The 5,902-nt window shown below is 44.3% G+C and carries 6 protein-coding genes and 1 pseudogene; 5 read left to right on the forward strand and 2 right to left on the reverse strand.

Annotated elements, in window-relative coordinates:
* Positions 1–280 precede the first annotated feature (280 nt).
* Positions 281–1,429 (reverse strand): hypothetical protein, encoded by a 1,149-nt coding sequence (locus tag ABYB02_RS13750; protein ID WP_372762991.1) that lies wholly within the window; start codon positions 1,427–1,429, stop codon positions 281–283.
* Between the two features lie 225 nt (positions 1,430–1,654).
* Here ABYB02_RS13750 and ABYB02_RS13755 point away from each other — a divergent pair, with 225 nt between their 5' ends.
* The 3 genes from ABYB02_RS13755 (at position 1,655) to ABYB02_RS13765 (ending at position 3,380) form a co-directional block, all read left to right on the forward strand.
* Complete coding sequence (locus tag ABYB02_RS13755; RefSeq protein WP_372762992.1) at positions 1,655–2,161, forward strand: DUF3087 domain-containing protein; 507 nt, start codon at positions 1,655–1,657, stop codon at positions 2,159–2,161.
* A 69-nt stretch (positions 2,162–2,230) separates the two neighbouring features.
* Entirely contained in the window at positions 2,231–2,884 is a 654-nt protein-coding gene (locus tag ABYB02_RS13760) for a glutathione S-transferase family protein (protein WP_372762993.1), read from the forward strand.
* Positions 2,885–2,927: 43 nt separating this feature from the next.
* Complete coding sequence (locus tag ABYB02_RS13765) at positions 2,928–3,380, forward strand: low molecular weight protein-tyrosine-phosphatase (protein WP_372762994.1); 453 nt, start codon at positions 2,928–2,930, stop codon at positions 3,378–3,380.
* Positions 3,381–3,459: 79 nt separating this feature from the next.
* Here ABYB02_RS13765 and ABYB02_RS13770 read toward each other — a convergent pair whose 3' ends face one another.
* On the reverse strand, positions 3,460–4,557 hold the full coding sequence (locus ABYB02_RS13770; protein ID WP_372762995.1) for a TonB family protein: 1,098 nt from the start codon (positions 4,555–4,557) through the stop codon (positions 3,460–3,462).
* 253 nt (positions 4,558–4,810) lie between these two features.
* On the opposite strand from ABYB02_RS13770, the gene ribA reads away from it, so the two are divergent.
* Complete coding sequence (ribA, locus tag ABYB02_RS13775) at positions 4,811–5,434, forward strand: GTP cyclohydrolase II (RefSeq protein ID WP_372762996.1); 624 nt, start codon at positions 4,811–4,813, stop codon at positions 5,432–5,434.
* Between the two features lie 89 nt (positions 5,435–5,523).
* Positions 5,524–5,902: pseudogene (locus tag ABYB02_RS13780) on the forward strand (hypothetical protein); the annotation flags it as partial.

The following is a 5,902-nucleotide window of genomic DNA, read 5'->3' on the forward strand; positions in this document are numbered from 1 at the left end:
GCAGCGGCTCTGTGTGCTCTTTGTGCAACATAATGATCTACAAACCTCACAAAGGCATCCGCTAAACAGGCAAACCTAAAGCACGCACTGTTTAGCCCGCTGCTCGTCGCCCGCAGTCAGTCACTCCATTTAACTTCTCTGTGCAGCGTAGCGGCTCTTTGTGCAACATAATGATCTACAAACCTCACAAAGGTATCCGCTAAACAGGCAAACCTAAAGCATGCACTGTTTAGCCCGCTGCTCGTCGCCCGAAGCTATTTATTCCTAGCCGCTATACTACTTATAACGCGGTTAAGCTGTGCTCCAGTATTGCGGTAATTTGCTTTACTATTTTGGCTTCTATTGCAGGCTCAAACTGTTGAATTCTGGGGGTGTGAATATGCCCTGTGGGTATCGTGGAGTTAAGTTGGTTGCGCAAACGGATACTGCGATACGAAATTTCATTCGACAGGTAGCCACCGCCTGAGCCATTTACGGCAATGCTATTTTTTAGCTCGGCAAGTGTGGCCGGCAGGTAGGTTTTTTCTAAGGTAGTGACTTCATGGTTATCAATCACCTTATAAGGGCCTTGGGCTTGCTGCATGTTTGCTACGGGAAGGCTAAATTGCACAAATTCGTCACCGGGCAGAGGCTGGCTGTTTAGCTGTGGGATCAACGGCGCTGTTTGTGTGCCACCGTAAACGATATTGGCGTTATCGGGAGCGGTAACGCTGCGGCGTTTACCGGGAAACCGTTCTAGATCAAAGTGCTTACGCCCCATGCTCACAGTGACAATCATGTCGACATTATTCAGTGCGTAATACGGGGCGAGTAGTGCTTCTATTATGCCTTGATCAAAGTCGGCATAACGAACGGGCACCATCACGGTGTTAATTTCAGCGCTAATACCTTGATAGTTAATCACTTGTCCATCTAACAACAGCGCTGCAACTCCAGACGGGTTGCTTTGATTGATATTTTTATCTAATAAAAACGGATCAAACCCGGTGAGGATGATTTTTTTTGTGCTGCCTTGAGTAAAGCTGAGGTCGCGATGACCACGGCTGCCTTGCTCTAATTGGCTTAACAGGCTGCCCAGCTGTGCAGCCGACAGCGCAAACTGAGGTTTAGTTGCGCGCATAATTTTAGTTGAAAGTAAGCGTGCCCAGTAAAGCTCGCGGTCGTCGTAATTTTTAGTGCTAGCAATACGCTGCTTGGCGTTGAACCACAGTTGACTTGCGTAGTTAGCAACTAAGTCGTTTGCCTGCTTATAGCTGTTAAGCTTTTGCCATTGCTGTTGAAACTGGCTGACCTCATCGGCAAATGCGCTTAGTACCTGTGGCATAGCGTGGGTAGCGGCTGCAATACGTTGTTCTTCGACGGTTAAATTGTTACTTAACGCGGAGCCGGCAAATAAAATGAAGCTCGCAGCGAATACTTGTTTGATCATGGTTGTCCTATACAGTTACAGCATTGATCTCGATACTATGCTACGCAGCGAAACGCAGTGCAAATTTAATCGATAGCTAACAGCATAGTAGGTTAATGAGCGTGTTTATCCCCTTGAGTATTTTGGCGCGTGACACACTCACAAGGTAAATACATTTTTCGATAATGGCATTATTTAGTTACAATGGCCGCTGTTATCCTTTACTGATTTAATTGTTAGGCTGTTATGCAACTCATTGAAATAAATAAAGCGCGTTATCGTAAGCATTTAAACCGTGTGATTGCCGGATGTGCGGTAGGCTTAGCGATTGGCAGTTTAGCCATATCGCAAACCCTGATTGCGTTATTTCCAGATGAAAGTGGCACGCACTTTCATTGGAATCTTACCGGCGTGGTTATTAGCGCATTAACACTGGCGTGGTTATTAAATAAGTACCGCACTCATCCGTTTATGACTGAGGTGGTGTACGTGTGGGAGCTTAAGCAAGCGCTTAATAAAATAACGCGAAAAATGCCCAAATTAAAGGCGGCGGGGCGCGAGGGCAATGCCGATGCATTATTGGCTATTCACTATAGTTACGCGGGCTCTAAGTTATTATGGCAGCTCGATGATAATACTATCACTATGGACGACTTAGCGATTAAACAAGCCGAGCTGGATAGCGTTGCGGCCAAGTATAATTTAACCCTGAATGCTAACGATTATAATGAAGCTATTTTAAAGCAATTTTAATTTTGATGTATTACATCACTCTATCGCCGTGCCTTAGTTGGCACGCGTTTCTTCTGATAAGGATTGACCATGAGTTTAATTGTTTATGGCGTACCGCTTTCTCCTTACGTACGTAAAGTGTGCCTGTGTTTAGCTATAAAACAGCTCGATTATCAACTAGAGCTTGTTTCACCGTTTAATCAACCGGCTTGGTTTTATCAATTAAACCCGTTAGGGCGTATACCCGCACTAAAAGATGGCGATTTAGTGTTGGCTGACTCAAGTGTTATTTGCCAATACTTAGCAGAAAAACACCCACAGCCTAGGTCACTGCTAGGTGACAGCGCTGAGCAACGAGCTCAGGTACGCTGGTTAGAAAAATACGCCGATTATGAACTTGCACCGTTAACCACCTTTACGGTATTTCAGCAACGCATCATTAACCCTAGCATGCAAAAAGTATGTGATGATGCACAGGTAAAGCAGGCAATGACAGAGCAACTTCCCGCGCACTTTGACTACCTAGAGCAAACTCTAGGCAGTAATGATTATTTTGTGGGTAACGCGTTAACGCTGGCCGATATTGCGTTTGCATCGCAAATGGTCAATATGCAGCATGGCGGCGAGTGTATTGATGCACAGCGTTGGCCAAATTTGGCGGCGTTATTTGCACGGCTAAGCGCATTACCGATACTGCAAAGCCTGTTGCACAATGAGCAAGCAATAGTTGCGTCAATGCAGTAAGGTATGAATATATAAGTTGTTTTGAGTCGTTTTAGGGGGCGCTATGAAAAAAATATTGGTGGTGTGTTTGGGTAATATTTGTCGTTCGCCAACAGCGGAAGCGGTGTTAAAAGCCCGTGCTAAACAGCTTGATGTGGCTGTGACCGTTGATTCGGCGGGAACAATTGGCTATCACGCAGGAAAATCACCCGATAAACGCGCCATGCAGGCGGGCAAAAAGCGCGGTTACAGTTTCAACGGGATTTTTTCACGTCAGGTGCGTAGCAGTGATTTTACTGAGTTTGATTTAATTTTAGCGGCCGATAGGCAAAATCTCGCCGATTTAACTGCACGTTGCCCACACCATTTGCAGCATAAACTAGCGTTATTTTTAGAGTACGGTGAGCAAGCGGTGAGCGCCATTCCCGACCCTTATTACGGTGGTGATGATGGCTTTGAACAAGTGCTCGACTTAATAGAAGCGGCCAGTGATAAAATACTCGCAAAGTTGGCGTGAGGCAGCTGCGCTTAACTTAAGTTCCAAGCATATGATGCTAAAAAACAAGGCGCTGGAATACGCCTTGTTACATTTATAGTTATTGACCTATTTTAAAGTCGAGTTGGACTTGTGTTTTGGCGGGCACGGGCACGCCGTGCTCAAATTTAGGCGCGTAACGCCATTGTGCTACCGCCTTTTTCGCAGCGCTTGCAAATGCGACCCCACCGCTGGAGTCTAGTACGTTGAGGTTTTTAACGAAGCCTGCGGTATCGACTTCAAATTCCATAATGACACTGCCATCTCTACGTTGCCGCGCTTTTCCATTAGGGTACTCTGGGTGAACGCGGTACAACGGCGTTTGTTGTTGGCTTTCTTTCCAAGGGACCATTTTAGCAATTGCTAAACAGTGCTTGGTGGCTTGTTCGCTGTTGCCTTGCTTTTCGTATAGGTGAATCAGTTTTGAGTGCGCGCTGAGTTCAGCGCTATGATCAAAGTTTAAGTTATTATCAAATACGCTAACAACGTGGTTTAATCTGCTAATAGCCTCATTGTATTGTTTACGTCCTTCTGCAAACGAAGCCACAAAAAAGTCTACTTTAATTCGCTCCACAGCGTTTGCTGGTAAGTTTGCTTGGTAATACGCGTCGGCTTGTTCTAGGTAGCTGCTAGCCTGATGGTATTTTTCAGCAATAAATTTGTTTGCCAGCAGCGAAGCCGCGGCAAATTGCATATCGGCGGCTAATTTAGGTAGCTCTTGTTGCACTGCAATAGCAATAATCGCGCGAAAATAGTGGTCGGCAAGCGACGCTTTGGCAGTATTGTGCGCCATACCAAATAACGCATCGACTGTTTCGATTGCGGTTTTTCCATGATTACGGGCCAAAATTTGCTGTGCTTGATTATACAATGCAAAGCGCTTTGCTTGGTCTTCATTAGTTACTCCGCTGAGCGCTTTTGCATAGTTTATCGCTAAATTTGCCGTGTTGTCGCTGTGTTCACCGTACACCTTGGCACCTAATGTATAAGCCTGTTTAGCGGCGTGTTGCACATTTTCGTTAGCCTCAAGTGCGCTTAGGTAATGTTGATATGCTTGGCTAAATGCCGTTTGCGCATTGTCGGCTTGACTGGCCAACGCAGGTGCTGCAATCAGTGAGCAGCTAACAGCAAGTAGTAAGGAGAGTGCGTGCGGTGTCATAATGTTCCCTATTATAATTATGGTTGCTGCAGCAGCTTAACAATTTAATCGTCAACAGGTTATCCAGTTACGTAAATAAACGTAAACACAGTAGCGGATAAATGGTTTTTTTTATTGTTATTATGCATTGAAAATACGCCGTACAGTCGCCATATTATTGCAATAAATACCCTTAGATTTAGATCTATTCGTATTCTTTTGTGATAATATCACTTCATTATCGTGTCGTAGTTATTAAATATTTGGATTTGTCGTGGCGCAAGTAAGAGCAAGAGCCCAGCTTAACGTTGGTAAAAACAGTGATATTCCCGCAGAGATTGTATCGTTTAGTGGTTTAAAAGATGGCCAAGAACATGTGGCATTTGTGTTTAAAAATGCCGATACGCAGCAGGATGTTCCCTTAATTCGTATGCATTCTGAGTGCTTAACCGGTGATGTATTTCATTCGTCGCGATGTGATTGTGGTGAGCAGCTAAATGAGTGTATTGAAATGATGCACCAGCAAGGCGGTATTTTACTCTATTTACGCCAAGAAGGGCGTGGCATTGGTTTGTATAATAAAATAGATGCCTATGTATTGCAGTCGCAAGGTATGAACACCTACGAAGCGAATAATCATTTGGGGTTTGCAGATGACTTACGTGACTTCTCCGATGCGGTATTGATGCTTAATGCACTTAATTTACCCCATGTTAAGTTAATGACCAATAACCCTAAAAAGCTCAATGCTTTAAGAGATGCCGGTATTAAAGTCGATTCGGTAGTGGGTACTCACGCGCATGTTAAAGCCGGGGTTGCCGGTAATGAAGCATATTTACAAACCAAAATTAAGCATGGTGCACACATGCTCGATATTAAAAAAATTCAAAAGCCATAACGTGTTTATGTTAAACATTAATAGTGCGCTGTAACCCCTTGCAACGCTGAGTTATACTCGGCGTGTTTTGTTTTAACTGAAGAGTCACTATGTCTACACAATTACGCGTTTTTAAGGCCGATGCAGCGCTAAAGTGGTTTAAAGCCGGTTGGTTTATTTTCAAAACTCAGCCATTCACTTTTATTTTTATGCATTTATTTATAGGCATTGTCGGCCTATTGTCATTATTTTTACACTATTGCAGGTTGTTGCCGCACTCGCTACGCCTTTTTTAACAGCTGGGTTTTATCAAGCGGTGTTGACTAAACAGCAAGGTGGTAAAATTATGCTGGCCGATATTCTTAAACCAATCACCAATAAAGGTAACCGCTTAGGGCTACTGCGTTTAGCGCTATATCAAATGGGCGCGGGTATATTAATGGCGTTATTAGCCAATGGGTTATTTGCCGATGCTATTGCGGTCATGGC

Source organism: Pseudoalteromonas sp. (assembly GCF_041613455.1).
Classification (GTDB): Bacteria; Pseudomonadota; Gammaproteobacteria; order Enterobacterales; family Alteromonadaceae; genus Pseudoalteromonas.

Bases quoted from the DNA above. Each gene is read 5' to 3' on its own strand.
- ABYB02_RS13765 (WP_372762994.1), top strand. From the start codon at position 2,928: ATGAAAAAAATATTGGTGGTGTGTTTGGGTAATATTTGTCGTTCGCCA.
- ABYB02_RS13760 (WP_372762993.1), top strand. From the start codon at position 2,231: ATGAGTTTAATTGTTTATGGCGTACCGCTTTCTCCTTACGTACGTAAA.
- ABYB02_RS13770 (WP_372762995.1), bottom strand. From the start codon at position 4,557: ATGACACCGCACGCACTCTCCTTACTACTTGCTGTTAGCTGCTCACTG.
- ABYB02_RS13750 (WP_372762991.1), bottom strand. From the start codon at position 1,429: ATGATCAAACAAGTATTCGCTGCGAGCTTCATTTTATTTGCCGGCTCC.
- ABYB02_RS13755 (WP_372762992.1), top strand. From the start codon at position 1,655: ATGCAACTCATTGAAATAAATAAAGCGCGTTATCGTAAGCATTTAAAC.